This window comes from Variovorax sp. OK212 (genome assembly GCF_900112425.1).
Taxonomy (GTDB): domain Bacteria; phylum Pseudomonadota; class Gammaproteobacteria; order Burkholderiales; family Burkholderiaceae_C; genus Variovorax.
Genome location: NZ_FOLP01000012.1, coordinates 146,719 through 172,263, shown reverse-complemented (window position 1 = coordinate 172,263; position 25,545 = coordinate 146,719). Strand labels below are relative to the sequence as shown.

The following is a 25,545-nucleotide window of genomic DNA, read 5'->3' as shown; positions in this document are numbered from 1 at the left end:
GGTGTCCTAGATGATCGAAATGGAACTACTGCTATTGGGCAGATTTACTTGATCCGGAAAGATGTCGATCGTGGGTACGAACGCTGCTTTCTGCTGCGACCCTGCAGATGCGCGCTCCCGCTCGTAGAGCCTTACAGGCGTGTGGTGCCGGGCCTGGAGCTTCTGTCCGAACAGCACGCATGCCGACGCAGGTGCGATGAGAACGCAGTGGATGCGATCGACTCGCCATGTGTCTTGAAGCAGCCTCAAGGCTTCGTCGATCTTGACGGCCAGGAGGTCCAGATCGGGCTGACCGCCGATCGCCATGTGACTCGGTTCGTCGGCAACAATGCGCACCGTCGGAAGTCCCTCAACCGGGAGTTCGCAGTCGGGAAGGACGGCCGTGAGGTAGACCAAGAGCACTGCTTCTTTGGCCCCCGAAGGCGGATCCGCTTCGACTCTGAAACGCTGCGGGTCGACCGATTTTCTCTCGGAACTCGGCCATGCCCATCTCTCACCAAGTGCATCAGGGGCCGCATTTCGATTGGGCTGAAACAGATGAACCGTCGTGGAGTTTCCGATCAGGCGCCCGGCCAGGACCAAGACCGACATGACATGCGTCGGGAACACAGCGATCTGTGCAGCGGCTGCTGTCCCATCAGCGTTGCCGCCGAGTTGGTTTCGCAGCGCCGGGATTTCCATCCCCAGACTATGAAACAGCGTCTGCCAGTAGTGCGCCTGAGTACTGACCGACGCATTGCTGCTGTTGGACATGAATCGAAGTGGGGTGTGATCAGCTAGCCGCAGCTTGCGCCCCCACATCGCCTGCTCGACGGCCCGCAGGTTGAATCCAACGTTCTGCCCTTCGATGTTGCCGCCAATCACAATCGCGCGTGCGGCTGGAAAACGCAGGGTCCCGAGCAATCGATTCACCTCGACGATGTTTTGCTCTCGCATCGCGCGCAGGCGATCGGCGCAGTAGCTGTCTGGCGCAACACGGTCGATCAGGCGGTGGCACTTGTCGCACAAGAGCATGATGTTCTCGGCAACCGTTGCGAGCGCAGCTGACGTAGCGGGGTCGCCGCGCGGGCCGCTGGGCGAAGAAGCGACGATATGCGCCAGGTAGCCATAGTTCGCCCGCCGGCCTGCCGAGAAATGATCCCTCAGCGGTTCGCCGCAACCCTCCATCTGACAGCGCCAGGCCGCCAAGGATGCGACTTCGAACTCAGTTGCACGGTCGACCTCCCCCTTACGCCCCTTCGTGGCGGCGTCGCGGGCAGCTTGCCATTCCTTAAGCTGAGTGAGCTTGATGGGCATGGGAGTACACAAAGCAACGTCGAATGCGGCAATCGCGCCCTCGATATCAGCCGCGAACACCCGATTTGTGGCCAGCAAAGGCTTGAGTTGTGCGACCGCAGCCGCATCTAAGTCACCAGCGCCGATCTCTTCCCACTCCGCCCCGCTCTTCGGCCGCGAGTAGATACCGGCCTGATAGGCGTTCTTCAGCAGCAAGTATTCGTAAGCGCCTTCCTGAGAGGCGGTTTTGAGAGCTGCAGCAAGTTGGGCGTCGGTCAGCGAGAGCATCTGAGAGGCAGCCTTTACAGTTACCTCAATGGTATTAGAAAAAGTTCGGTACAGCGAACTTCTTGGTTCCAAAATGTAACTGAACTCAGGTGCAAAAAGTTCGGAGAAGTGGAATAGAATTTTCTTCTGTGGACTAGTCGCCATACTGAAGAATCAATGGCAACCAAGCTTGGCGAGAAAATTCGCGTGCTCCGTCTTGAGAAGGAGCTAACCCTTGAGGCCCTCGCGCTGCGAGCCGGGCTGAGCAAGAGCTATCTTTGGGAACTCGAGAACCGCGAGTCCCAACGCCCTTCGGGCGAAAAACTTCAAGGTCTGGCTGATCAGTTGGGGGTCGATGTCTCCTACTTCCTAGACGACTCCATCGATCGCGCCCAGGAAGCTCACGTAGACAAGCAGTTCTTCCGGAACTATTCGAAGCTGGCTCCCGACGATAAGGAGCGCCTTCGACTCATTCTCGAGACGTTCAAGCGGAAATAATCCAAGGTCGACGCACGAGCATGGATACTCCCGCGAAAGCAGCAACCCAACTATCCCACCTGCTCGATTTCGCTTCTCAAGCGGGACATTTCGAGCGATTTCCTGTCGACGTTGAGCAACTAGCACTCGACATTGCAGGACAGTTCAGGTTCGACGATCCTGTTGTTGCAGTTCAAGCTGTGGATCTACAAACGTTCGAGGCGGGTTTGTTCAAAGTCGATGACGGCTGGGCCCTGCTCTACAGCGAACGCATCAGATCGGCAGGACGCATGCGCTTCTCGCAGGCCCACGAGTTGGGGCACTACTTGCTTCATCGCGACAAGCAGGAGATCTTCCAGTGCAGCCAACAGGACATGGTCGCATGGGGTTCGGTCGAACACCTGCTAGAAGCACAGGCGGATGAATTTGCCTCTTCTCTGCTGATGCCGCTCAACCATTTGCGCCAGCAAATCGATGAAAGTCGCGTTGACTTCCAGATGATCGGCCAATGCGCAGAGATGTTCGGCGTCTCTTTGACCGCAGCGGCGTTGCGCTGGGTGTCTGCGACGCTCGAAAGCGCAGTTCTCGTTCTATCCCGTGACGGCTTCGTAGACTGGGCAGTGTCGTCTGAGCGTGCAAGAAAGAACGGGGCATTCTTCCGCACAAGGGGACGAGTTGTTGAACTGCCGTCAGGATCAATTGCAGCGGACTCGGCGAGGGCAACGGACAAGATGGGGAGTTCGGTCGGCGCCCATATCTGGTTCGAACACGCCGACAAGGGCGCCGTCCTACGGGAAATGAAATTGTTGTGCGACTCGTACGGATACATTCTCACGCTACTGCATCTGTCACCAAGCGAACGTGTTTGGGCTCCTTGGAGTGCATCCCGATAGCAAAGGTGTTGAGGGGATGCGGATAAAATTTGGACTGGTTTTATGCCGTAAGTCCAAGACTCTCTCGGTATTCGATGGGGCTGAGAGAGCCCAGGGAGATCGTTCTCCTTCTCTTTTCTCCGCTTCTACCCGGGACTTCATTTCCCGGACAGCATGCGCCAGATCGCTGCCGGCCCGACGAGCGCGATACACCGTCTCAGCACGTTTCTTTGCCGCCTTTGCCTTGCCGTGCTCAGCCAGCGCCCTCTCGTAGTTTCGAAGCCGCGAAGCAACGTACATTCCGCAGCTATCGAGTTGAAGAGTCAGCAATGCATGTGGTCGCTCCTCATGAAGGCACTGCTCAATAAGCTTGTCCAACTCCTCGGTGTCAACCGCTCCCAGGGCATCCTGCTCGTCGCGACGGACGTTGATCTCACCCATAGCTTCTCTCTCCCTAGTCTGTGTGGCAATTGCGGATCAGGGTTGCCAGCAATCACAGCTCTTGCGAAGAATTCCATTGTCTTGGTAGGTTGCAGTTCCAAACCGCGTCCGCACAGCGAACCCGACACCTGCGAACCTCCCCGCGTCACGCTTTGTCGCTCCCGTGCCCCCGAGGTTTCAGAAACATGTTCTCCAGGTCATTGGGACTCACATCGGCGGCCATCTTCACGTGCAACGACCGCTTAAGCAGATGGAGTCCTTTGATAAATTGTGGCGATCGTCCTGGCACCATGAGGACTGGCATCAGGAGGTAGGCACCAGCCTTCTTGTAAAGGCCCAAGAATCCTGTGAGATTGACGTCGTTGGACGGCTCCATGGTGAGGGAGCGCGACGCGAGCATTGCAATGCGGGAGTCCCCCTGACTCTTAGGAAACTCCGACGTGATGACCATTCCGTAGTGCGTCGGATGTTCGACAGAAAACCGGCGAACGATGCCGATGTGGATTTCCTCTTCCTTGTCGGCTGTCCCGAACCGCTCCCGCCACCGTTCAAATATTAGTACAGCCGCCTCTCCATCTTTGAACATCAGCGCCATGAAGGGCGGGGCCTTGGGGTCGACTACTCCGTAGGCGGTGCCCATCCAGCCCGCACGATCCCACAAATTAATGTCGATGACCGATCGAACTCTCACATCGCGATGGTCGGTAAACTTCGGGGGCTCCGCGTCGTCGCGGACCTCACCCTTGGCTCGCTCGTCTGTCTTGGTTGGGGGTGGCTCGCGTTCAACATGTGGTCTGTCTGGCTTGGCCTCGAACCTCTTCGGTGAATGCTTGTCCCAACAGGTCAGGCGCGCCACACCGCCGAAGATGCGCTGACGGCTGAAGCACAGTGAGCCAATCATCGCAGCGCGATCCATTGCAGCATCTGTCTTGAAAAGCCGAGAGGCGGCTTCTTTGAAGTTCCTCGTACGGCAAGTCGCCGAAAAGATGGTGGCTGCAACTTCCAACAACATGTTTAGAAAGTCGCCGTACACCGACGGTGATCCGGGGAACACGCCATCGGGCCAGCGGACCGTCGCCCTCATCCGGTCAATGTCTGTCTTCACCTCGAATCGCGTGAGGTTCGCTTCGACCACGGTGACATCGAAACGCTCCGCATGGGCGAAAGCGTCCAGCTCGAACGCTGTTGCGAAGAAGGCCTCGACCGTCCCGACAATGGCCTCGGCCACGGTGATGCCGGTGTCAGTAGGTTCATGCGTCACGTTCACCTGCACCCCAAGAACCGAGGTAGCAAACACCTGCGTGTTCCGACCGTTGAAGATCGCAGGCCTCCATCGCGCGTCACCGGCTGGCTGACCTGCCAACCGGTTGAAGAGGCTCTTAACGTCCTGAGCGGAGTCGGTCTCCGCAATCCACCCTTCCTCCCTCAGCACGTCCTCGTACCCCAGCATGTAGAGCAGCGTGAATCGGCTGTGGTTCAGGCTCAACCCTCGCAGAATATCGGGGATCATTTCCAGCCGCGACACCTCCTCCAAGGAAAGGTTCGCCAGCTGGCAGGCCAGCACCGCATCGAAGTCCTGCAACTGCTCAGCGGCACGCTTCGCCGACTCGTCGTCGAGGGGCAGGGATTTCAGGCAGCCTCGCGCAACCTGAACGGTCTCCAGCACTTCGGGAAAGTGTTTCAGTTCCACCGCCTGCCACGCTGCATTCATCAGCGTCGGAAATACGGTTGCTGGGAGCTCTCCGCCGCCCTCGGCTTCGATGAACAAGGTTGCGGCGGCCGACGTGCAGCTCGCACGCGCCGCCCAGAGCAAGCCGGCACTTCTGTAGGCGACTGCGAGCAGGGCTTGTGCATGGACCAGGTCGTCCGCATGCTCCTTTTTCGTGAGCTGCCGGGCCGCTTTTCCAAGAAGCCGGATCATCTCCATGTTCTCTTCGAAGTCGAGCTGATTGGCGCGCTTGAGCAATACCAACGCGCCTTGGCTCTCGCCGGTACGTTTGGCCACGAAGTCGGAGACCTGGTCTACGAGGTCTCTGTAACCGCGGTCCTTGCCGGCGACCTGACCGAACACCTCAATCAGCCTGGTCAGGCGCCTGGCATCGAACTCTCCCAGGCCGTCGGCCCTGGCAAGGATGTCTCCGAACTGAGGCCACAACGAAGAAAGTCGCTTTGACTCACCGGCCATCACGGCTTCGTTGACCTGGATGGTCAGCAGCGAAGTCTCTGCCTCCAACGCGTTGTTTCGGCGTTCGCCGTCGCTCGCTAGCTCGGAAAGCCTTGATGACAATCGGGCGATTCGGAGCTGCAGCTCGGCTTGCTCCGAGGTCAGATGTCCGTGGATGACGGCATTGAATAGCAGCTGCGCAAGGTTGCACAGCATCTCGAGGTTCGTCGCATGCTCGCTTCCGATGACCAACGCTTCAAAGCCGTCGTAGCCATCGACAACCGCCTTGGTGTCGTCGAACCACCAGAACGCCGTCCAGAGCATCTCGTAGCGCGCGATGAGTTGCTGCCGGTGCGTTCCCCCGTCGTCCGCTAAGCGAACGGCACGAAGGAGCCTGCCGTCGACGTCAGCTCGAGGCAGTTCCAGCTCTCGCGCCAGCTTGGCTGCCACGAGAGCTTCGGTGGCTCGATGCATCTCCATCCCGACAAACGCGGAAGGATCCGTCAGCTCCTTTTCTATGTCGGTCAGCTGCTGCTTGCGCGAATAGTCAGAAGGGCCAAGATCGAGGTTGCTCGTTTCATCACCGATCCCCAAATAGTTGTACGCAAGGTCGCGGCGGTTCTTGTCGATGACCTCGTCAAGGATCCAGGCGCGGTCGTGGATCGTGACTTGAACGCCGTACTCACGGCTAAGTTCATCCTCCACTCGGGCCCGATCCTTTGCACGTGCAGCCCTCGACGTCACAAAGAAGATCTTTTGATAGCCGCGGTTCGTGGCCATGATGCCGGCCACGTCCGATCGGGCCTTATCGGCCCACGTCTTCTTCGCGCTGAAGGCGAAGGCCCATCGCTCGCTGCCACTGTTCGCCAAACCGACGTAGGTGAGTTTGCAGATCTCATCGGATACCGGCGAGGTTTCGGAGTCGGCCTTGCTGTCCCCACCCCCCTCCGGGCCAGTTGCGGGCCTCAAGTTGGGACAGATCGTCCGCTCGCAAAGCTTGCGGCAGAACAGCTCAAAGTCATGCGTCTGGTTGCGTTCGGTGATGGTCTCCAAGTGATGGGAGAGGACCTCGCCTTTGAGCTGGTGTTTGACGTGTGAGGTCGAATCAGAATAAAGCTCTGGCCGGATTTGGCGCATGAACTGTGATGGCGAGACGATCCGTTCTTCAGGCTTCATCTGCATTCAGCTGCTTTCCGTGCAAGTGGTATCGATAGTCACAGTCGGCGGAACGCGTGTTACCGCGTCCACGTCGGGAGGAAGGCCTTGTCCGAAAACCCGGCTTTGTTCTCATTCTGCGAGATGCCCAAGAAGGCCGCTAGGGGATCGACCACCGGCGCCGTCGAAAGAGCCGGCGGCGACCGAGTGGGCAATGGCTAATCACACCTGTCCTAGAACCCACGTTGTTTGGAGTCGCACCGTCAGGTGATCCATCGACTTACATAGCCCTTGATGTGGTGAATGGCATAGCGCCGGCTCTCGATACAACCCGACCCCATCAACGAAACGGAAACACTGCTCGACCAGGAAACGCATGCGCAAAACATCGAACTCAGTTTCCGTTGTGGCCATGCAGACGCGAAAGAAGAACCTCTTTCCAGTGCGCTTCGCGCTGGAGAACTTCGTCGGGCTTGGTGTGTGTGTCGGCTATCTCCAGCACAGAGAAATGAAAGTGCTCGGCACGAGCAGGCCCCCCTTCACTTATGAGCTTTCGAAGGCGCACGTTTTCACCGTGGCCATTGAGGTACGCGGACCACCGCGACCATATGCCGCCCTCACCCGTGGCACTGCCCACATAGAGCTTGCCGGTCTCCCCGTCTGAAATCAGGTAGACCCCAGCAACGTTCTCGAGTGCAGCTCTCCAGGAAGGTATCGATTGGCGAACAATCACGCCAAGCTCGCTGAAGGACACGTTCACCTTCTTGAATCCTGGGAACTCGGCCAGGTGGAGTTTTTCTGGACGTACTTCATGAACTGAACACGTTGAAGCAACTGACTCACCATTGAGGTACGGTTGACGCCCAGGTCTTTCAAAATTGCAAACCACACGCCCTGCCAACTCCATCGACTGGGGCAGGGGTCTTAAGTCGTAGGTCACCCCCTCCTTTGGATTGGGAACGCTCCCTACTGACTCGTAGGCGCCAACATAGAGCCATCGATGACGCTCGGGAAGCTGGATGAGCGACACGACATACTGACGTTCAAAATTCCTCTTGGTCTGCCAAGCTTGCCACTTGTCGAACTCGCCTGCGAAGTAAACCTGCAGAGGGTTTTCGAATCCATTCCATCCTGCCAGGTGGACCTTGCATTTCGTGGACTCAAGCAGTGGCTCTTGGAGGCGCAACAGGTCGAAGAGGAGCATGAGATGGTTGTCTTCGTGGAAGTCCGCTGAACTTCAGCGGCGGTATTGGTACTGAGTCATAAACGTCGACGTTCGTTTGCTGAGATCTTGTTGCTCGACCTTCGCCTTCTGCCATGCGTCTCTCAGAATCCTGTAGCTGTCGCCTACGCCCTTGTTGACCTGCTCGAATGTGGATGAGGATGCGGGCAAGAGTGCGCATTCTTGATGCAGTGCTTGTGTCCCACCAGGAGTACCACAAGCGCGTTGGGCCTCAGCGATTCCTGAGCTCAATTTCGCGGATAGAGTTTCGAAGTTCTTCTGTGCATCGAAGATCTCGCTAGCCACGCGCAGCGTTGCAGTCTCTGCTCGGCTCATGTCTGCTTGCAACACGTACCGCTTGGAAACGGATTCAGGCCCAGGCTGAGTGATTTGCTCGAGCTGGTCTACCTTGTCTCGAATCTGTTGGGTGAGCCCTCTGTACTGCTCGGCGGTGATGGCCTTGGCCTCAACCGTCCGAGGCTCAGCGTTGGCGAACAAACCTATGTCGAAACGAAGTGCTTTGATACGCGACACAGTTGCATTAATTGCATTCTCAGCTCTCTTCGCAGATTCACGCTGCGCATTTTCTTGTTGGGTGGCATTCGACTTGTTCGCCAGAAGTTCAACTATGCGGTTGAAGTCTTGCTCCTCACCGCGGCGCAGCGACACGTTCAGTCCGTTGGCGGCTGACACGTTCAATGTCCCATTGGACAGGCTTCCTGAGATTGCGACAGTGCCGCCGTTGTCCCAGTTGCCTTCGAGCTTCCCAATAAAGGAGTCACCACTCGCAGCGCCCGACACAGACCTGTCGAACAGCTGTTTGACTCCCTTTGCGTCGAACGCTGTAATTCTCAGACGGCCGACAATCTTCCCACCCCCCGCCGGGAGGATCTGAAGGAGCACGACGAAATCACGACCTCCTCCCACGAACGTACCCGAGAGTTCCGCCGCAGCGGCGTGCAGCGGCAGCATCAGCAGCAACACGCTGAGCAGCCAACTACTCCTCACCCAGTTCGAAAACCGACCAACCATCGCGACTCCCCCTCGAAATGCTTGTAAGCTAGTGTAACCACGCGCACGAGATGCTGGAGGAGAGAAATGTTCAGGTTACTGGTGATCGCCGCCTTGTTTTTTGGCGCTTGGAAGGGCTATGAGCATTATCAAGCGAAGCGAATGACTCAGGCCCATCCGACCTCCTCAGAGCCATTCGGTTTCACTTCGACGCCGCAGCCTTCGGCCGCATTCACTTGCGACGGTCGCAAGTACTGTTCGCAAATGACTTCGTGCCAAGAGGCAACCTACTTCTTGAAGAACTGTCCTGGCGTGAAGATGGACGGAAATAATGACGGCGTGCCCTGCGAACAGCAGTGGTGCAAACCTTAGTCAACCAACCGTGCCGACAAGCTCTGCTCAACCGGGAGTGGCGACCACGGGGCCGATCGAGCTGACTTCGCGCCTGATGGCATCGAACGGCTCAAGCTCGGCATTTTGCTGACTCGCAGTCGTGGTCATGCACCGATGGATCATGGCTCCGTTGTCGAGGTGTTCTGCGCAGACGAAGTCCGGCGCCATACTGCCCGTGCGCTTGTCGCGCCGGCTTTTGTCGTCGTGGGTCATGCATTTGGCGCCTTCGGATCGCCAGCGTCGGTCCCTGCCAGTCGCATCTGCACGGTGAGGTAGTGCACGTAGCTCGAGAAGCTAAGGCGTTCGATCTTGTTCTCGAGGTAATGCACAGTGAACACCACCGGGGTCGTTTCCGATGGAAGACTCACCGATTCTGCAATTAAGAACATCTGGATTCCGCCTCCGTACAAGCGAATCAGAACAGCCAGAGAGTGCCCACCCTCGATGGGCTGAGGGAAGAGCACTACGACATGCACGAGTCTCTTATCGACTGAAAACATCGCCTGTACATGGGTCATGTCCGCGAGCGGTACGCCTTCGCCGCCGTTCATGATGACCCCGCGGATGGAGTCAAACGCGGACGACCGTACGGTCTGGTCACCATACTCGTGGCAAGCGAAATTCACACCAATCTTGGCCATTGCTCTGAAGATCTTCTGTGGGTCAGCCTTCATGCCGACCCTGATGACTGGGTTCTCAACGTATCGAGCGACTGGAAATGGGCTTGCTGCGAGCGTCGGCAGCGTGCGCTTTGTACCGGAGAGGAACGACGCGGCGTCGGCAGGTTCCATGACGCGCAAGACGATCTGACCATGATGGCGCTTGTAGATGCGAGGCCAGCCTATCGCTTGCCCCTTTGATCCTGCAAGAGAATCCAACCAGATGCCGAGAGGCGGTTTGGGGCTCAGCGTTTTGCCCTTCTCTTGGTAGTCGTGACCGTCCCAAGCGTACTCTGTCACGTCGAACTCCGCCCCTTCCGCCGTGGGGATCTTCACGATGACCCTGGCGGTGTTGCCAAGCAGCGTTGGAAGCTCTGCCAAGAATGCTGTGATGCGCGCGTCGTCGTTGCCCACAAGCTTCACTTGGCCGTCCAGTATTTGAATCTGCGACAGGGTCATTGGCTTCCCCCCGACGACCAGTTGTGCTTCCGAGACGTGTCCATCCTTGTCGACCATTTCACAGCGGTCATGCGCGAACTCAGGCGGCCCGGGTTTGTTTCCTCGAACACGGCTTGTGGGCTGCTGGTGAAGCCGCGCAAGTGCGTACGGAGAGTTGCGCATGAGCTGCGCCTCCAACGGGGAGAACACGTTCGTGTTGCAGTCTCCGCAGACCAGTTTTCTGAGGATGTAGCTGTGGTCATCCCCGCCCATCCCAGCCGGAAAGACATGCTCGTCCGTGAAGGGCTTGGCCTTGCTGCAGTAGATGCAGGTTGCCTCAGTCAAGGTCATGGGTTCCGCGCCGCAGGCGCCAGGGGCAGCGCCGCATGCGCGACGTGCGCGACGTGCGCGACGTGCGCGACGTGCGCAGCCATATCGTCGATCAGCGCGCGCCGTTCACCACCTGGCCGCGCTAAGGTTGCTAGCCTGCACTGATCAAGGCGCAAGTCGGAGATTTGCGCGAAGGCCTGTGCGCGGGCGAGACACTCGTCAGGCCTCTGTAGGAGATCGCGAAACTCGCAAATAAAGATGAGAAAAATGAGCCATGGATTCTGCGGAAGAAGCGTGCCGCTTGTTGCAGATTTCGTTTCCGGAAGCGCTACGCATTCAATCCGGTTGGTCATGGAAACTCGGATCAAGGTCGAACTTCGACTGATCAATTTCGTAGCGAAGTGCCCTGTACTTCCCAATAAGTGCCGGGGATTTGTCCGGCCCCATATACGGATCAATGAGCATGGCGGTGATCGGGGCATCAATCTTGATCTCAAGATGGTGGGGCCTTGGTGTGCCGGGCTCGTAAATGAAGCACGCGCGGATCTCGTTCTCATAGTGAAATCCGATCCTTTTCATCAAGAGGGCAGCTGCCGCGAGTCGAGACTTGAACGCCGGTTCACCCTCGCGCATACCGTCAATCGCGTTCCGGATCTTCCGCGGCCCCATGTAGCGCGCACGACCTATATAGAGCTTTGGCAGTGCGCCGCCATCTGTGCCGGTCGCGACGGCGAGCCGATCGATAAGATCTCCCAAGGTAAACGCCAGCCGAATACGGTCAGTATTGAGCCTCCACATGGGCTCGGACGTGTACTCGAAGGTGAAGCATTTGGCGTATACCCCCATGTCGTTGAACGCACCGCCAACGTCGAACAATCTGGCGGCGATGTGACGTTCGTATTTGTCCTTCCAGAAAATTGGACGGTCGAACCACCATTCGTCGCGGTCAACCAACGTCGCGGTTTCCGGCTGCGTGGCATACCTGTAGATTGATCGATCCAGATGGTCGAGCAGTCGCGGATCGATGTTCACTCGGCCACTTTGCCGCTTGACCCAGTTGATCTCAGCTTCGAATGGTAGGTCATCTATTAGCGGGTCATACCGAAAACTGTTTCCCATCATGGTCCTCCATGTCTATAAAAGTTTCAGGTGGTGAGGATCAGTTTGTGGAAGTGCTGGGATACCGGTACGACATCATGCGCATGCTGTCGTCTTGCAGCAAACTTTCAAACCTGACGCTCCAGCCTGGCGAGCAGCGCGGCGCATTGCTCCTCGTCAAGCGCTGGCAGAAGCGCCGGGCTCAAGGAAAACCTGCCGGTCGCCCCTTGCTGGCCATTGCCAGAGAAGTCACGCGGATCAAGAGCGCTCCAGAACGCGGCAAGACCGAGGTCATGGGTGTAAAACACAGGCCTTTGTGCCAGCCCATTGCCTTTCATTGAAACGAGCAACTCCAAGAACAGCAAGTCGGAGAGGGCGGCGTAGGCATCACCTTCAGAGTACTCCGGCTTGGGCTTCAATACCGCTCGCCCGGGCTTCAGAATCTTCTTGTGAAGCGGTCGTGCAACGTTGTCGTACAGGCAACTCAGCACCGCCAATACCACGGGCGAAGTGGGCGAGATGCTTCGTTCCCTTGCAAGACGAAGTACTTTTAGTTCGACCTCCACCTGCTGACGGGCTCCCGCAGGCTGCGCAACGCTTGGGCAAATCTCCCTGAGGAACGGCGCCGCCCTTGCTTGAAATCGCTTCTTATCATCAAGTAAGCCGTGCAATCCTTTGAGGCGTCTGGCATCAATAGGCTGAACTTGTGCGGCTGGCAAAACGCGGCGCAGTGCCTTTGTTCCCTGAGCCAGAGAAGCATGCAACTCGCCTCGAGTCTGTGGCTTCCGAAACCGGCCCTCAAGGACGTACGGAAGTGGACTCACCATCTTTCCGACAAAGGAGAGATCAAACTCGGGGCGCGGGTGTGCTCCCTCGGACCTCGGCTGTCCTGGCTGCAGATTCTCAATCTTGCTCACCACATTGCGGTCGAGAAGAGCCACGTCCCCGCTCATGAAGGGAAATGGAATCCAGCCTGATTCGACCAAGCCATAGAGAGGCTCGCCGGCCTCGGAACGGATGTGCATTGAGACGGTGTGGCGATGCCCCGACGGCGTGTCGGCGCCCACAATCGTGGCGTTCGTCAGCGTCAGCGGAAACGTGGCTTCGGAATGGGTGTAGCCGGAGAGCGCCGAATGAGGAAGCGGCTCGACGTCAAAGTAACGGCCTGCTGCGGGGACGAGTTGCAGCGGAGCCTGTCCATCTTCTGATTGATAGCGCAGCGAGTACATAAACGGCTCTCAGGTGGATTCATCGCCAACAACAGATTGTCAACGATCGCCCGTACACCAGCCACGTGTTGAACTGCCAGGCGAGCTGACCTTCTCCAAGGCAGGCTAGGCGGGCCTTACCGCGATATATTCCGAGGCCTTCGGCGGTCTCGATGAGACTTGGCGTGAGCAACATCGCCATGACGAGGAAGACTACTGACGCGATGCGGAATCCGTGACCGTGGCCCCCTGAACTAGCGGCAACAGCCCCGCAGCACTCTGCCCACCCGCGAGGACGCCGTTGACGCGAATACGCATCGCTGGCGGATCGTCGAGTGGCTCGCCCGGTGCATTGCCCAAGACCAGCATCGATCAGGTCCAGGCCCTCGAGGAACATGGTCTGGTGTCGCGGGGACAGCGAGAAATGCATGCTGCAAACGACGATGACTCGCGCTGTAGGCGCCGCGCTGTTAGAGGTCGGCATTGCCGTATGGACTCGGGTCTGATGGCTTAGGCCGGTGGGTAATGCCGATCCCTTCACTTGAGCACGGCGTATGAAAGTACGATCGTCGTTTCGACTCGATACTCACATGGATTTACCGTATGACAACCTGCGCTTATTGCGGCTGCGAAGGGACCATGACGCGCGAGCATGTCATTCCTTCTTTCATCTACGATTTTCAGAAGAAGCTCGGCAGCAAAGTCCTAGGGTGGAATGAAGTCAGCCAGAAAATGATCGCGGGAGAGGCCAAGGTTCGAGATGTGTGTGCGACGTGCAACAACAAGGTGCTTGGAGATCTGGACTCCTATGGGAAAGAAACTCTTGAGTCATCGGGCATTTTGGTTGCCGACTACAAGAAGCGCGACCTCGAGTTGACTTACGACTTCGACCAACTCGCGCGATGGTTGCTGAAAATTTCGTTCAACTCTTCGCGCACTGACGGCGCGCATTCATCCCTGTTTTCCAAGTACATCCCATACATGCTGGGAAAGGGAATCCGGCCAAAGTCCTCGGAAGTCGCAATCGTTAGTTACCTGGCGGCTCCGTCGCCTCTTGAAGTGGATGGAGAGAAACTGAGCAACCCGTTCATCATGCGGATCTCCTACGGGCAACCGAACGAGGTGTACATGCTTCGCATCGTGAGTTTCGGTCCACTCTTCTTTTTTCTACAGCTTTTCGAGCAAGATGTTCTCGCTGGACACGCGGCGTCGGCCACTCGTCGGCTCATCAAAGATCAGTGCGGATCTGTAGAGCTGTTGCCAACGCGCAAGTGGATGCGCCTGCAGTCGGGAACGGCATCCTGGGCTGATTTGTACACGGCGCAGGTCTCGCGTGTGCGTGACCTGAACAGGCGTGTTTGGCCAGACTGACGACCGTTCCGCGCCCACATCTTTCGTGGCTGCTGACACTCAATGGAAATCCCGGCTCACGGTCGACAGCCGCCCAAGCAGCGGTGTCAGGTCCTCAAGCCGAGACGCCACAAGACTGCGCAGCTCCCCATCACGTTGCCAGGTCCCGTGCACGGCCATGAGCCGCGAGTTCAGGAACTCATGCCGCTGGGCTTTCTTGATGGTCTTCCACGCGATGACCTGCACCGTGCCCGTCTCGTCGTCCTCCAGCGATACGAAGATCACCCCCTTGGCCGTCTCTTCACCTGAATGACCAGCCCAGGATCGAACGCCTTGTTCTCGATCCTGCCGCTCCAGTTCACATAGCCACGGGGATTGCACACCACTCGGCAGGAGCGGACTTGATAGTCGAAGCGCTGATGTGTGTGGCCATGCACCCCATCTCGTTACCACTGCCGCAGACCTCGTCTTCAAGCCGTTCCTCGAGCTGGACGACGGCGAAATCGCGCGGATGCTTGCATCTAAATTCTGGGGGCCCACATATCTGGTCCGGCACCTCGCGCCGCGCATGGCCAAAGATGCTTCGGTGACGTTCTATAGCGGTTCAGCTGCGTATAAAGCGTGGCCTGCCGGTCGGTGCCGGCTGACGGAAGTGTGGTCCTGCTCCTATTCGGATTGTCTCTAGGCGAACATGCCGATTCACACAACCACGAGCCGCCCGCTCGTCGTCATCGCAGTCATGGCCTTGATGGCCATGGTCGCTCTCGAGACCACGGTCGTGGCGACCGCCATGCCGCAGATCGCCAAATCGGCGACTTCGCCCAAGCCGGGTTTCCAGGTTGCCCATCAACCAGACACGCTGCTCCCCAAGGAAGGAACACTAGCTGATCAGAAGGCGGCGTTCGCTTGCGGATCAGCTACCGAGAGAGAATCGCCGCACCTCGCGGTCGCGTGGCAAGGCTTCAGAAATGCCAGCAAACCGCGCGCGTACCTGCAGTTCCCAGTGCGCGACTCAAAGCAACACGCTAGCGCCAGAGCGAAAATCGGTCACCGCAGCGCGCGCGACTGTCTTTGCAATCTTCATTCCGCCCACCGCAGATGGCTCGATCGATCTCACGAAGTCCTGGGCTTGATTGCACACGGCGCGAAGCTCCAGAACTGGCAGCTTCTTTTCCACAGCAGCTCGGTAGATCACATCATTGAAGGCCGTCAGGGCCGCCGAAGTGGTCTGACGCACGCTTTGATTGTCAAAACTGCCCTCATAGATCGTGCAGATTGCCATCGGAAGATCGAAGCGAAGACACTGACGAAGCACCCGCTTGTAGTTCGATCCGAATGCTTGCGCCGCCTCACACAAGAGCTGAAACGCTTCCTGCGACGAATCGACGGGCGAAGCAAGGATGTCAGCCCTCAGCAAGGCATCGTTTCCTCCAACGCTCAAAAGTAGATGCGTTGCCCCCTTGGGCATGCCATCCAACTGTCTTTCAATGTCCGTGGTCGTCGCGCCGTCCTCTGCCAGCACGTCGAGGCCCCAGTGATCGGGCAAGCATTCACGCAGCTGATGGCCCACGTCGTGACCGAGCGGAACGTAGGGGCCGTTGTCGAAGACGGAGTCACCGAGCAGAACGAGATGGGGCATACCTAGGATTCACTGCGTAGATTTTTCAAATCAGCTCACGATTAGGCATGAAAAGCGTGGGTGACGCGAGCAGCGCCGCCTCTCCTTCGTGGTCTAATTTTGGTTGCAATTTGGAGAAATTTTGGCTGCTTGGTTGGAAGATGGCCTGCGACAAAAACTGTTCGCGACTGCGCCACAAAGCGATGACGCATGGATCGGAGACTTGGTCGAGATTGGCCCAAACAGAGAGATCGTGCCCGTACGCTTCGCCGGCCTTGATTTCTGGTTCCTGTTTTTGTCGCCGCATGCTGAGGCTGGTGACGATCCCGAATTCCTTAGCCAAATGCTGGAAACGGTGGATGTCCAGGGTTTTATCCCTTCCCAAGATTCTCGCCTGATCAAGTTCTGCCGTGCAGACGCCGAGCAAGATCACTTCAAACCCGCAGACTGGCATCTCCCTGCAGCTTTCCAGATCTTCCAGTTCGCTGAAATCCTGGGTGACGTGATGCAGATGTACATTGACGAGGCTCCGGACGTCGAACAGTTCCTCTACCTCCCGGCATCCGCGAAGCTGGGCCGCCTATACAGCCGGATATTCGACAAGCTGGCGAAACAGCCTCACTTTCAGATCGCTGCTATACTGCCTCTCACAGGAACTTGCCATGCGTACCAGAGAACGTAATGACATCTACAGCGAAGTGCTAGGTCTCAAGCAGGCCAGCATGTCGCGTGCGCTTCAGGCTGCACGGGAAGCTGTCGCCACGGGGGAGCTTCGTACTCGTCCGCGTTCGACGGCTGTTCGCTACGCAAAGCCGCTGCGCGTTAGAGCGGCCTGAACTCTTCCTGCCGATCCTGTAACGGCGAGCCTTGAGCTCGCCGTTTTTGTTTCCGCTCGTCCAGCGGCTTTCAACGATAGGATCGAACACGCACGGGCTGCAAATCCATCGGACAAGGTTGGGCTCCCGCAAACAAGACGGTTGGCCCACCCGGCTGGATCCCAATTGTTGCAAAAAAGCAACGGAAAATGGTTTTCCGGACTGTTCGGCTGCCTAGCGCACCAGAACAGGACCTCGGGATGGCTCTGCATGCTGCCCGTACGCGATGCACGGTCACGCTCTTGGGTGTCAGGCTCGTTCACGTTGACGCTGCCGAAGCCGTTTCACATAGCTTGAGTCAACAACCTGGTCGGGATCCAGTCCCAGCGCGCAGCTCAGCAGGCTTGCCACACTACGGTCCGTCAGCTCGAAACCATGGGGCAGAGACCCATAGTTACGTCCGCTCGCCTCTTCCAGCGCGACAAAAAATGCCTTGAAACTGTCCGCAAGCCCAGCTCGAGCTCCTTCGGTCCCGGTCCAGCCAATGCTGTTGCGGTGCACGCCGTGTTTGATGGCTTGGGCTATGTGGTCACTGAAGGGTCGTTGACGCGCAGCCTGTCGGCAGCGCGCAAGCTGGTGCACAGGGTTTTGGAAGAAGCTGACGGGCAGCCGTCGCAGCACCTCCAGCGCCAAGCAACGCTCAGGACCCATCACCGCAGAGCAGGCATGCGTAGCGTGCAACACGGGCGGAATGCGGGAGTATCGGAACGCGCCTGGACAAAGGCGGACCACGATCTTGACCACATGACACGCGTCCGCGTGATGTTGCCCCCGTACTCCGACCCGGTCCTAGTCGCAATAAAGCGCCTGGTCCATCGATGGTTCCTGGCGCACCTGTGCGGCCTGCTGCCGCCTGAACTCCCGAGGCGAGCGCATTTTCAGCGATGAGTGCGGATGTACCTTGTTGAAGTGCTCGAAGGCCGCTGGCAACTGCGCCATCACGGTCTGCGCATCCCGCAGGTCCATACGTGCCACGTAGTCGCGTTTGAAGGTGCATTCAAGTAGGCGCCACGGTGGTGGTAGACCACGCCTTTCGGGTTGCCGGTCGTGCCGGACGTGTAGTTCAATGCAATGGCATCCCATTCGTCCTCGGGATAGCTCAAGTGTGCGTCCGAGGGCGCATTGGCGAGGAAGGTTTCGTATTCGATCTGGCCCGCCGCCGCTTCGCCGGGCACTTCGTCGTCTTCGATGTCGACTACATCGATGCGCATGCCCGACAACTCTACGGCTTCGCGAGCGACGTCAGCGAACTGCTGGTCAACCAGCATAACGCGCGTCTCAGAGTGCTGCAGGATGAATGCGATGGCTATGGCGTCCAAACGAATGTTGATGCAGTTGAGAACGGCGCCCGAAAGCGGCACGCCAAACTGCGCCTCTAGCATCGCAGGGATGTTGGAGGCAAGGATCGCGACCGTGTCACCTCGTTCGATGCCGGCGGCGACCAGGGCCCGGGCGAGCCTGCGGCAGCGATCGGCATACTCGGACCAAGAGTAGCGCCGGCTTCCATGAATGACTGCGGTCCGGTGGGGGAATACGTCTGCAGCACGATCAAGCAGCCGGAGCGGCGTCAATGGCTGGTAGTTGGCAGGATTCTTCTCCAGGTCCAGGTCAAACTTGCTCATACCGGTCCCCACGCTCTGGGTGCATCCATCAGAAGGAAACGGCCAAGCGCGTGGCCTGGTCGATTGCGCGCAGTGCATCTAGTTCGGTCGCAACGTCAGCGCCGCCTATCAAGTGCGTGGTTACGCCCCGCTGTTGAAGCGCGTCGTACAACTCGCGATTGGAGTTCTGTCCTGCGCACAGGATCACATGATCGACCTCGGCCACCCGCCGCTCGCCGTTGACGGTGTAGTGAAGTCCGACATCGTCGATTGCGTCATAGGTCGCGCCACCAGTCATCGCAACGCCTGCTTTGCGCAACTTGGCTTTGAGAATCCAACCGGTGGACTTGCCCAAGTTCTTGCCGAGGGACTCCGACTTCCGCTGGAACATGTGGATGGTGCGGCGCGGAGGATGGGAAGCGGCGGGCGCCAAGCCGCCGGGACTCTTGATGGAGGTATCCACGCCCCAAGCGCTCATGAACGCAGTCGTGCTCAGCGATTCTTGAGCATCACCAACCAGGAATTCCGCGACGTCGAAACCGATTCCACCCGCGCCGATGATGGCGACGCGTTGGCCGACCTGGACGCGCTTGGTGAGGACATCAACGTAGCTCAGCACTTTCGGATGGTTGATACCTGGAATCTCTGGCGTGCGGGGGCTGACGCCCGTGGCAATCACAATCTCGTCAAAATGGCCTTCGGCAAGTTCCGCGGGCGTGATGCGCGTGTTAAGCCGCACCACAGAACCGGCTCGCTGCAGCGAAACTCGGAAGTAGCGCAGCATCTCGTTGAACTCGTTCTTGCCCGGGACTTGCCGGGCCATGTTGAGTTGCCCTCCAAGCTCTTGGCCCGCCTCGAAGAGCGTGACCTGGTGACCGCGCTGGGCGGCGTTGACCGCGAATGCCATGCCGGCAGGCCCGCCGCCGATCACAGCGACGCGGCGCGGACGATTGGACAGCCCGTCGTCGAACTCGATCTCGCGACCCGCCCGTGGATTGACCAGGCATGTGGCTATGCGGTCGGTGAAAATTCGGTCCAAGCAAGCTTGGTTGCAGGCAATGCAGGTATTGATTTCATCGGCCTTGCCCAGACGCGTCTTCTTGGCGAAATCCGGATCTGCCAAGAGCGGGCGAGCCATCGAAACGAGGTCGGCGCTCCCGGTCGCGATGAGTTGTTCGGCCACCTCGGGCGCGTTGATGCGATTGGAAGCCATGACCGGAATTGACACGGCTTGCTTAATATTGCGGACGGCATCTCCCCAAGCTGCACGCGGAACGGATGCTGCGATTGTCGGTACTGACGACTCGTGCCAGCCAACCCCTGTGTTGATCATGTCCGCGCCCGCCTGTTCCACCTGACGGGCGAACTCAGCGATTTCCCTCCCGGTCATCCCTCCTTCCATCAGGTCGATCGAGGAGATACGGTAGATAACCATGAATTCTGGATTGACTCGGGCGCGCACCTCCCTGACGATCTCAATAGGGAAACGAATTCGGCCTTCGAATGATCCGCCGAATTCGTCGTCACGCTGGTTTGTGATGGCAGCTGTGAATTCATTGATCAGGTAGCCCTCGGAGCCCATGATCTCTACGCCCGCGTATCCGGCCTCCTGGGCCAGGGCAGAAGTAATCGCGAAGCTTTCGATGGTTGACCAAACTTCTGCTGTGCTGAGTGGGCGAGGCGGGAACACGTTAATGCGCGCTTTACCCGGAGAGGGGGAGACACACTCAGCTACCTTAGCGTAGCGACCGGCGTGCAGGATCTGCAACACGATCTGACCTCCAGCGTTCTTCACTGCTGAGGTGATGAGTCGGTGCTCGGCGAGTTGATCCCGGTGGTTCAGCACTAGGCCGCCTTCGTCCATGACCCCCTCGGGGACTGGCGAGTAGCCGCCGGTGAGGATCAGACCAATCTCCCCGCGTGCCCGCGCTGCGTAAAAAGCTGCGAGTCGCTCGTGAGGGCGATCCAGCGTTTCCAGTCGGGTATGCATGGCGCCCATGACCATACGATTCGGGACGGTGGCGCGCCCGATTTTGAGAGGGCTTAACAGGTGCGGGTATGTCGTCATGGCGATGCTGATAAGACGGCTGTGTGGATCAGTTCCACTCATCTTGGCTGACCCTCCAAAACATGTCAAGATGTTGATAGGAAAGTTGCAAGAGCTTCCGGTAAACCCTAAAAACTAAAGTGATCCGGCTCGTATAAATATCACGGCGATGATGCAGTGGCCGGCAATTGCGCTGATGAAGGATGCTCCGAAGTCCATCGGAGCGCAGGGTGGCGCCCAAGGGTCCGCTTCAAACAGCCGGCAACAAATGGAGGTGACTGCTGCCGCAATCGCGGACCAGGCAGAAGGCGTGAAGCTCGCCGACCGCCTCCGCCGACGATGTTCAAGGTATAGATGTCGGAAAAGCCAACTGCTGTTTCTTCCAGAGCTGAAGGCCAGCTTGAAACGGCCAAATCCGCTGGTGCGCCTGCGCTTCGGAGCCTTAGCTGAGCGGATTGAGGATAGATCGGCCCCGACGATCAGTATGACCATCCAGTCATTGCCGATGATCAGCTTGCGAGTGCACACCCGCCCCACGCAAACAGCGTCGCCGGGGTCATTCGAAGGAGGATCTAGCAAGGGCAAGCCGCGGACGCAGGTATTTGCAATGACCGAGCGCTTGAGTCATCGATGCTACGAGCAGCTGTGAGCATCCTTGGTCGAATTGGTCTTGCCCCCAGGGGACGATCCGCCGGGTTGGGCTGCCTGTGCTCCACCCTGTCGGGGGTATGGAGCGTCCTCGGAACAAGCGGGTCTCTATTGACCAGAACCGGGCGCGTCTGCCATCCGGCGGCGCGGGCCCAGCAATCTGATTGCTGGGCCTGTGCGGTTGCCGGGCGGCGCTATCCGGAGGCGCTGGCATGAAGGAAGCCCTGAGGGCGAAGCGATTCGATAGCTCCGCGACGTACTCGCCAGTCTGCTCGCCCCTTGACTCCAGCGGATTGTCTATCAACTACTTGACGTAACTGGCCTACATCGAGCATCATGGCTTGGTCCGCCTGGTGGCCTCTGAGCTTCGGAGTCGCCTCCGCCTTTTCGCGCGACAGTCACTAGCCGCTCGGTATTGGGCCAAGGCGCTGGTCGGGAGGTTGCGGCTCGCCATCCTAGGCGTTGCCAGCGTTTAGCGGAACGGACGCCCAAGTAGGAACCGAACTGGAGATTTGACATGAATTTCTCGAATATCGAACTGGCGATTCAAGGTGCGGTGGCACGCATCGTCCTAACCCGCCCTGAAAAGTTGAATAGCCTGAACGAGGAGACTCTCGTCGAGCTGGCGCAGGCGCTTGGCGCCGTTGAAGACAATCCTCAAGTGCGCGTGCTGGTCCTCACTGGTGTCGGAAGAGCCTTTTGCGCCGGCCAGGATCTTGCGGATCCTGCAATGCGGGAAGCCGAGGGCAAGCTGCCGGATGTGGGCAAAGTGGTTGAGCGGCACTACAAGCCACTGGTCCTGCGCTTGCAGACGCTCAAAGTGCCGACCATTGCAGCGGTCAACGGTCTCGCGGCAGGAGGTGGGGCATCACTCGCGCTTGCCTGTGACCTCGTCGTGGCCGCCCGCTCGGCCTATTTCCTGCAAGCGTTCTCCAAGATCGGGCTGACCCCTGATACGGGCGGCTCTTGGTTCCTGACACAGAAGGTCGGTGCGAGCCGTGCGATCGGGCTGACTTACCTGGCAGACAAACTGCATGCAAGCAAGGCGGCTGATTGGGGCCTTATCTGGGAGGTCTACGACGACGCCGACTTTGCATCTGCAGTCGAGCAACTGGCGAGCCGAGTGGCAAACATGCCGACGAAGGCGCTGGTACGGACGCGAGAATTGGTGGCAGCGGCCCGCGGGCATACGTTGGAGCAGCAGCTGTCCATGGAAGTGAGCTTTGTCCGGGAAATGGGGTGGAGCGCGGACTATCGCGAAGGCGTGCAGGCCTTCATTGACAAGCGCCCTCCCAGCTTTCAGGGGCGGTGACCTCCATCACGAGGCAAGGGGAGCGAGACTGCGGCGTGTTCCCGCGCACGGTACCGCTACCGGCCGCTACGGCAGCTACAAACTCACCGGCAACGAGATGTTCATCTCGGCCGGCGAACACGACATGGCCGCCAAACAAGCCCCAAGCGGTCGAGCGATGGACAAGGCGCCCATTGCAGCTTTGTCAGAATCCAATAAGCTTAGATTGCCTGTGTAGGCACCGTTGCTCTCAAATGGGATCCGAGCGCGACAAGATGCCACAGCGCCGTAACGCGAAGCAGTCATGGCATCTCGAAACAGTGACAACGAGGCGGTTCCGTGTCGTGGCGGCGAAAAAACCAACCGGATTTGCACCCCAAATTGGCTACCGCATTCGCAAGAACCGAGCTGTCGACACAGCCACTTCGTCGCTCCTGATGGAGGCACTAAACGCTCTATTTGCATCGTCGATATTGAGTTTGGCGTGAGCAGCAGCGTTGAGGAACGTCTTCATTGTGCGAAGCGCCATCAAAGAATTCGACTGCACCTGATCGCAAACGCGGTCGACAACGCTTTGCAGATCATCCGAAGCACACTGATGCGTTAAGTAACCATTAAGCTTCAGTAGGTCAAAGTCCATGCGCTCGCCTAATAAAAAAAGTTTCTTAGCTGCATCAAGTCCTGTTCGGGAGACGTACCGCGCCAAGCCAGAACCGTAGTAAGAAATCCCAAGCCGGGCTGCAGGAACTTGTGCATATACTGCTTCAGTGCCAATACGAAAATCGCACGACAATCCAATATCGACTCCGCCGCCAAGCACTGGGGCATGCATCACCGCAACCGTGATCGGAGCCAGATTCTCAATCTCATCGCATAGAGAGGCAAATCCAAAATCGTCTGTCGGATTTGAGCTCTCACTGAGATTAATCAACGATCCAATATCGAAGCCGGAGCAAAAGACATCCCCATGCGAGCGCAAAATAACAGCTTGAACTGCACCGCTTTCGTTTATCTTCGAAAGCATGTCGCGGAGGATTTTGATATCTGACACACGCAGGCAGTTCTTCTTGCTCGGTCGATTGAAACTAATCGTTGCAATGCCCCCAGAGATAGAGAGTGATGGGTCGTCTTCACTCCCCACTGCACCATTACTGTGAATACTTTTGCTCATAAATGGTTTAATCGATTTATTCAGGCCGGATGCCTCGACTTTTGATCACTTTGCTTACGGAAACGATCTCGCGGGCGACAATTTTATCAAGTTCCTCTGGACCGCTTCCGACTACTTGAACCGTCTGTGCATCGAGACTTGCCTTCACTGACGGCTCTTTCAGCGCTGCAAGCGTTGCTTGGTGGATCTTTTCAACCAAAGCGTCAGGGGTGTTGCGTGGGACAAACGTGCCAAACCATGTGTCTTCCATATATTCAGGAAATGTCTCGGCAATTGTCTCAACATTCGGCAAAACCGGGAGCCGCTTGGAAGAAGTGACAGCAAGAGCTCGGAGCCTACCGGACTGAATTTGCGGAAGAACTGCACTCAATGTTCCGAACATTGCGGGCACTTGTCCTCCAGCTACATCTGTAATGGCAGGAGCTGCCCCCCGGTAAGGCACATGCACAAGTTGAATTGCCGCGGCAGAGGCAAGCACCTCGCCCGCCAAATGTCCAGGTACTCCAATGCCTCCCGAACCATAAAGACATAATTTTGGATCCTGCCGACACGCCTGCAAAAAGTCCTTAAGGGATTTCACCGGGCTACCCGGATGTACCGCCAGCACCTGGGGAACCGTCCCGATATACGTCACGCCCCTCAGATCACGTTGAGTATCGAATGGCAGCTTTGGGTATAGAGCTTGGTTGATGCTATGCGAGGACGTCGTCAATAAGATTGTATTGCCATCGGCTGCGCTTTTAGCAACAAAGTCAGTTGCTACACTGCCTCCTGCACCAGGTCGATTCTCCACAATTACTGAGCGGCCCAACTTTTCCCCGAGCGCCACATTTAAGCGTCGCGCGACTGAGTCCGTGCCGCCACCGGCCGCGAACGTTACAACCAAACGAATCGGCTGTGTTTGCTGCGACATCGCAGCACAAGAAAATGCGCCACATGCGGCGACTGCAATAATTTTTCCTAGAATATTCATATTGTCTCCATTGGTTCAGGGAATTTACGGCTTCACAATGCTGTTGGCTTCAGGCCATTTCTTTGCATTTATGAGTTGCTCTGTTACTAGGGCTATGGCACCTTTCACCGTCGTCGCAGCCATAGATAGTTCATTCATGACGGAGGTCGCCACATGGACGCGGCGAATAACCGCCGGCTCAATGAGGGCCCAACTAATTGCCCTTCTGGCCCACTGACTCGTGAAAGCGGAGGGAACCAACAAGGTAGCGGCATCCCCTTCAACGACCAGGTTCAGAAGCGTATTGATAGAACTCGCCTCCGCATAGACTACCGGCTTGCTTCCTAGTCGACGAAAGAGGTCGTCGATCGCGACTCTGAGGGTAGTTGCCTGGGTCGGCAGGTAGAAAGGAATCCCGACCAGGCTGTTCGCAGCCATGAGAGGACCACATTTAATCAAGGGCTTGGACTTCGACTGCACAAAGCACAATCTTTCTTCCAGCAATGAGGTATATTGCAAACCGGGCATTATCGGCTCGTCAACCAAAATCCCGATATCAATTTTATTGTTCGATAGATTGGACGCTAGCAATATGCTAGGTGCTTCGTGGATCTCTAGCGCGATTTGAGGAAATTGCGCCTTCAAACTTCCTATTAACGTCGGCGCTATCGCCATCGCAATGCTTGACGGCATTCCGAGCCTAACTCTTCCTGAAACCACAAGGTCCGAATCCTTGAGCGCTTCTTTTGTGTTGTCCGCCAGCTGAATAATTCGCCTTGCGTGACGAAATAGCGCCATGCCGGATTCTGTCGGCGCTACGCCGCGCGCACTCCGTGCAAGAAGCGATGTATTGAGCTCTTCTTCCAACATCGAAATCTGCCTACTTAGAGCGGGTTGCACAATGTTCACTTGAGCAGCCGCGCGAGTGAGAGAGCCACACTCGACAATGGCAATAAAATATCGTAGTTGGCGAAGCTCCATG

General features: G+C 57.7%; 23 protein-coding genes and 3 pseudogenes. 7 read left to right on the top strand and 19 right to left on the bottom strand.

The features are described from left to right. Positions 1-6: 6 nt before the first annotated feature. A complete protein-coding gene (locus tag BM004_RS27995) occupies positions 7-1,563 on the bottom strand; it encodes an SAVED domain-containing protein (RefSeq protein WP_093218391.1) in 1,557 nt (518 codons plus the stop codon). Between the two features lie 156 nt (positions 1,564-1,719). On the opposite strand from BM004_RS27995, the gene BM004_RS27990 reads away from it, so the two are divergent. Both BM004_RS27990 and BM004_RS27985 read left to right on the top strand, forming a co-directional pair. Next, positions 1,720-2,040: a helix-turn-helix domain-containing protein gene (locus tag BM004_RS27990; RefSeq protein WP_093218390.1), complete on the top strand. Its 321-nt coding sequence runs from the start codon at positions 1,720-1,722 to the stop codon at positions 2,038-2,040. Between the two features lie 20 nt (positions 2,041-2,060). Next, the gene (locus BM004_RS27985) at positions 2,061-2,912 is read left to right on the top strand and encodes an ImmA/IrrE family metallo-endopeptidase (protein ID WP_093218388.1); all 852 of its coding nucleotides are present in this window, start codon (positions 2,061-2,063) and stop codon (positions 2,910-2,912) included. 565 nt (positions 2,913-3,477) lie between these two features. Here BM004_RS27985 and BM004_RS27980 read toward each other — a convergent pair. From BM004_RS27980 to BM004_RS27970, 3 genes are all read right to left on the bottom strand, one after another. Continuing rightward, positions 3,478-6,678 carry a hypothetical protein gene (locus BM004_RS27980; RefSeq protein WP_093218387.1) on the bottom strand — a complete coding sequence of 1,067 codons (3,201 nt, stop codon included), beginning with the start codon at positions 6,676-6,678 and terminating at the stop codon, positions 3,478-3,480. 367 nt (positions 6,679-7,045) lie between these two features. After that, entirely contained in the window at positions 7,046-7,855 is an 810-nt protein-coding gene (locus tag BM004_RS27975) for a GIY-YIG nuclease family protein (protein WP_093218385.1), read from the bottom strand. Positions 7,856-7,888: 33 nt separating this feature from the next. Further along, entirely contained in the window at positions 7,889-8,857 is a 969-nt protein-coding gene (locus BM004_RS27970) for a hypothetical protein (protein ID WP_143072528.1), read from the bottom strand. Positions 8,858-8,971: 114 nt separating this feature from the next. On the opposite strand from BM004_RS27970, the gene BM004_RS27965 reads away from it, so the two are divergent. Further along, the gene (locus tag BM004_RS27965; protein ID WP_093218382.1) at positions 8,972-9,256 is read left to right on the top strand and encodes an excalibur calcium-binding domain-containing protein; all 285 of its coding nucleotides are present in this window, start codon (positions 8,972-8,974) and stop codon (positions 9,254-9,256) included. 27 nt (positions 9,257-9,283) lie between these two features. On the opposite strand, the gene BM004_RS27960 is transcribed toward BM004_RS27965, so the two are convergent. From BM004_RS27960 to BM004_RS40880, 4 genes are all read right to left on the bottom strand, one after another. Then, on the bottom strand, positions 9,284-9,490 hold the full coding sequence (locus BM004_RS27960) for a hypothetical protein (RefSeq protein ID WP_093218381.1): 207 nt from the start codon (positions 9,488-9,490) through the stop codon (positions 9,284-9,286). Continuing rightward, entirely contained in the window at positions 9,487-10,725 is a 1,239-nt protein-coding gene (locus tag BM004_RS27955; RefSeq protein ID WP_093218379.1) for an HNH endonuclease, read from the bottom strand. The genes BM004_RS27960 and BM004_RS27955 overlap by 4 nt, the downstream gene beginning before the upstream one ends. Before the next feature lie 315 nt (positions 10,726-11,040). Then, positions 11,041-11,736 carry a hypothetical protein gene (locus tag BM004_RS27950; protein ID WP_143072529.1) on the bottom strand — a complete coding sequence of 232 codons (696 nt, stop codon included), beginning with the start codon at positions 11,734-11,736 and terminating at the stop codon, positions 11,041-11,043. Positions 11,737-11,930: 194 nt separating this feature from the next. Next, positions 11,931-13,031 carry a hypothetical protein gene (locus tag BM004_RS40880; RefSeq protein WP_143072530.1) on the bottom strand — a complete coding sequence of 367 codons (1,101 nt, stop codon included), beginning with the start codon at positions 13,029-13,031 and terminating at the stop codon, positions 11,931-11,933. Positions 13,032-13,649: 618 nt separating this feature from the next. Here BM004_RS40880 and BM004_RS27940 point away from each other — a divergent pair. Further along, positions 13,650-14,381, top strand: coding sequence for a hypothetical protein (locus BM004_RS27940; protein ID WP_143072531.1), 732 nt, complete (start codon positions 13,650-13,652; stop codon positions 14,379-14,381). Between the two features lie 39 nt (positions 14,382-14,420). Here BM004_RS27940 and BM004_RS27935 read toward each other — a convergent pair. The 4 genes and pseudogenes from BM004_RS27935 to BM004_RS27930 all read right to left on the bottom strand — a co-directional run. Then, a pseudogene (locus BM004_RS27935) lies at positions 14,421-14,660 on the bottom strand (OB-fold nucleic acid binding domain-containing protein); the annotation flags it as partial. After that, positions 14,642-14,797 (bottom strand): annotated as a pseudogene (locus tag BM004_RS42100) (metallophosphoesterase); the annotation flags it as partial. The pseudogenes BM004_RS42100 and BM004_RS27935, both read right to left, overlap by 19 nt. 262 nt (positions 14,798-15,059) lie before the next feature. Then, a complete protein-coding gene (locus tag BM004_RS42095; RefSeq protein WP_256220081.1) occupies positions 15,060-15,185 on the bottom strand; it encodes a hypothetical protein in 126 nt (41 codons plus the stop codon). Positions 15,186-15,372: 187 nt separating this feature from the next. Next, the gene (locus BM004_RS27930) at positions 15,373-15,999 is read right to left on the bottom strand and encodes an SGNH/GDSL hydrolase family protein (protein ID WP_093218373.1); all 627 of its coding nucleotides are present in this window, start codon (positions 15,997-15,999) and stop codon (positions 15,373-15,375) included. Positions 16,000-16,120: 121 nt separating this feature from the next. Between BM004_RS27930 and BM004_RS27925 the strand changes: the two genes are divergently transcribed. After that, a complete protein-coding gene (locus BM004_RS27925; protein ID WP_093218372.1) occupies positions 16,121-16,660 on the top strand; it encodes a hypothetical protein in 540 nt (179 codons plus the stop codon). Positions 16,661-17,102: 442 nt separating this feature from the next. Here BM004_RS27925 and BM004_RS40870 read toward each other — a convergent pair whose 3' ends face one another. From BM004_RS40870 to BM004_RS27910, 4 genes and pseudogenes are all read right to left on the bottom strand, one after another. Beyond that, entirely contained in the window at positions 17,103-17,486 is a 384-nt protein-coding gene (locus BM004_RS40870) for a hypothetical protein (RefSeq protein WP_143072532.1), read from the bottom strand. Between the two features lie 156 nt (positions 17,487-17,642). After that, positions 17,643-17,846 (bottom strand): annotated as a pseudogene (locus BM004_RS27920) (integrase core domain-containing protein); the annotation flags it as partial. Further along, a complete protein-coding gene (locus tag BM004_RS27915) occupies positions 17,792-18,475 on the bottom strand; it encodes an AMP-binding protein (protein ID WP_093218370.1) in 684 nt (227 codons plus the stop codon). The gene BM004_RS27915 and the pseudogene BM004_RS27920, both read right to left, overlap by 55 nt. Positions 18,476-18,503: 28 nt before the next feature. Then, positions 18,504-20,522 carry an NADPH-dependent 2,4-dienoyl-CoA reductase gene (locus BM004_RS27910; protein ID WP_093218369.1) on the bottom strand — a complete coding sequence of 673 codons (2,019 nt, stop codon included), beginning with the start codon at positions 20,520-20,522 and terminating at the stop codon, positions 18,504-18,506. 148 nt (positions 20,523-20,670) lie between these two features. On the opposite strand from BM004_RS27910, the gene BM004_RS41575 reads away from it, so the two are divergent. Together BM004_RS41575 and BM004_RS27905 are read left to right on the top strand one after the other, a co-directional pair. Further along, positions 20,671-21,150 carry a hypothetical protein gene (locus tag BM004_RS41575; protein ID WP_143072533.1) on the top strand — a complete coding sequence of 160 codons (480 nt, stop codon included), beginning with the start codon at positions 20,671-20,673 and terminating at the stop codon, positions 21,148-21,150. A 516-nt stretch (positions 21,151-21,666) separates the two neighbouring features. Continuing rightward, positions 21,667-22,461, top strand: a complete 795-nt coding sequence (locus BM004_RS27905) for an enoyl-CoA hydratase-related protein (protein ID WP_093218367.1) — start codon at positions 21,667-21,669, stop codon at positions 22,459-22,461. Positions 22,462-22,825: 364 nt separating this feature from the next. On the opposite strand, the gene BM004_RS27900 is transcribed toward BM004_RS27905, so the two are convergent. Genes BM004_RS27900 through BM004_RS27890 form a run of 3 tightly spaced genes read right to left on the bottom strand, consistent with a single transcriptional unit; the run spans position 22,826 to position 25,544 of the window. Beyond that, on the bottom strand, positions 22,826-23,611 hold the full coding sequence (locus BM004_RS27900; RefSeq protein ID WP_093218366.1) for an enoyl-CoA hydratase/isomerase family protein: 786 nt from the start codon (positions 23,609-23,611) through the stop codon (positions 22,826-22,828). Positions 23,612-23,627: 16 nt separating this feature from the next. Next, positions 23,628-24,584: a tripartite tricarboxylate transporter substrate binding protein gene (locus tag BM004_RS27895; protein WP_093218364.1), complete on the bottom strand. Its 957-nt coding sequence runs from the start codon at positions 24,582-24,584 to the stop codon at positions 23,628-23,630. 24 nt (positions 24,585-24,608) lie between these two features. After that, positions 24,609-25,544 carry a LysR family transcriptional regulator gene (locus tag BM004_RS27890; RefSeq protein WP_093218362.1) on the bottom strand — a complete coding sequence of 312 codons (936 nt, stop codon included), beginning with the start codon at positions 25,542-25,544 and terminating at the stop codon, positions 24,609-24,611. Position 25,545: the final 1 nt, after the last annotated feature.